The sequence below is a fragment of the Paramuribaculum intestinale genome (genome assembly GCF_003024925.1).
Classification (GTDB): domain Bacteria; phylum Bacteroidota; class Bacteroidia; order Bacteroidales; family Muribaculaceae; genus Paramuribaculum; species Paramuribaculum intestinale.
In genome coordinates, this window is the sequence record NZ_PUED01000294.1 from 1 (window position 1) to 2,060 (window position 2,060).

1 protein-coding gene and 1 pseudogene are annotated in these 2,060 nt (G+C 50.5%); both read right to left on the minus strand.

Translation table 11 applies throughout. The annotated features are described in order from the left end of the window. Positions 1-316, minus strand: a pseudogene (locus C5O24_RS12895) (hypothetical protein); the annotation flags it as partial. A 12-nt stretch (positions 317-328) separates the two neighbouring features. Further along, positions 329-2,060, minus strand: a 1,732-nt coding sequence (locus C5O24_RS14170; protein WP_439331596.1) for a hypothetical protein, incomplete at its 5' end; no start/stop codon positions are given.

Consider the following 2,060-nt stretch of genomic DNA (forward strand, 5'->3'; position numbering starts at 1 on the left):
CCACTTGGCCGGCATCAAAGTTACCGTATTCAACCGTCCCGGCGGCGTTGTCGAAGGCTCTAACACGTCTTGGACTTTTCGTCGCTATTAGGTCGTCGGCGCAAAACACACCGAAGCGGGCGCGTATGTCGGAGAACTCGGCGCGAAGTTCCGGCGAAGGGTAGTTATTTTCGGAGCAGAAGTCCTGACCCTTGACGAAAAGGGTTATAAGGCGTTCTTTAGAAGAAGCCTTTAATATGAAGTCGTACCACTCCGAACAAATACCCGCCGCCTTCGCTTCGGCTGCTAATCGTTGCTTAAGTTCTTGTAGTTGCATTTTGCTGTTGTGTTAATCGGTTATTCCTTGGCTTCGTAGGTCGTCGCCGTCGTCTATTCCCAAACGGTTAAGTATGGATAGAAGGCTTCCGGCTATGTTCCCTAATCGGTTATCCATGCTTGAAAGGTGGATAAGCTGCTGCCTAAAAATTTCAATGGCTATAACTTGGTTCTGCCTTACGGCGTTGGTCTGCCCGGCCAATAGGTCTATACTTTCTTGGCTTGCTCCCTTTATTGCACCGCTTAGGCTTGTCGGGTCGCTTTCGTCCAATTCGGCGAATAGGTCTTTATACATATCCATTGCCGCCTTGAAGTTCTGCCCGGCTGCGGCTACCGCAGCCTTAAAGCGGTCTTGTTCGGCTTGGGTTAGTCCGTCGAAACTGCCGTTTCCTTCTGCGTCGAAGCCCATATCTTTTTGAAGCTGCTTAATTGCGTTCTGCAATGGCTTCTCCAAAAATTGAAGTTTTAGGGCGTTGGAAACAGCGTTTTTAAGCACGTTGTCGGCTACGTCGCCGAATACCTTTGCAGCGTCCTCTCCGCTCTCGAAGGCTTCTATAAGTGCGTCCTTTAATTCGTTGGCTAAGTCCCCGGCGGAAGTTTGGGTAATGCTTTCCGTGATTTCGGCGATGATGTCCTCAATCTGTCGCCCGGCTTCGTCGTAGCGTTCTTGGAACTCCTCGACGCGTCCCCAATCGGTTTTCTTCTTGGAGATTTCGTCGTTAATCATTCCTTGTATTTCGTTCTGCTGCTGCCGTAGGTTCTGAATTAACGCGCTTTGGTTTTGGTAGACGGTTTCGCCGAGGGCATTGTCTACGGCGTGTTCCAATGCTGTATAGGCACGTCCCAACCGGGTAACGGCTTCTTCATGCTTCTTAATTGACTTTTCGGCCTTGCGGTCGCGGCTGTTAAATAGGTCGAAGGCTGACGACAAAAAGCCTATGGATCCTTGAATAATGCTTAACGGGTTGGCGGTGGCTATGCCTGTGGCAATTTGAGAGGCCCCGTCCAACATTCCGCCTATGTCGCCTAATATGGCTTCCGTTTCCTCGTCCATGCTAATACCCATTTTCTTTATGCCGTTTGTCACACTTCCGAAGCACGACGAAAGGAAGGTTAGGCTACTGCCGAGGTCGCCGAAGGCTTCCTTAAAGCCCGCGCCAACGCTCTTTGCTACGCCTGTTTCTTTGTTAAGGGCGGCGTTCAATATATCGAGCTGCTCCTGTCCTTCTATGGTAAGTTCGCCCTTAATTTTAAGTCCGTTAAGGGTGGCTATTTTCTTGTGGAGCATATCGACGTAACTACTACCTTCCGCCAATAGGTCGGCGTAGGCTTCCTTCGCGGCTCCGGCTAATGTGGTGCCGCTGCTGTTTATAGCGTCGGTATAGTCGGCGTATTGCTTCTTCTTTTCTTCCAACGACTTTACAAAGGGGTCGTCGCTGTCTAATAACTTTTCCGCCTTCATAGCGGCGCGAAGTTCGCTTAGGCTTTGGCGAAGGGCCAGGAAGGGGTTACGGGTGGCTAACTCGTTCTTCGCCTTTTGTAGTTGGTCGTTAATGGCTTTAAGGTCGGCGGGGTTGAACTCTGCCGAAAGGTTGATTTTCCGGCTGTTGATGTCGTTCAAAAGTCGGTTAATCGTGGTCGTACTGAGCCGGGAAATGTCGCTAAACAACTGCCCCCAACTCTCGGAAGCCATAAGACGCTGCGCCGCCAATTTGGAAAGTTCACTTTGTTGCTTGGCGTTAATC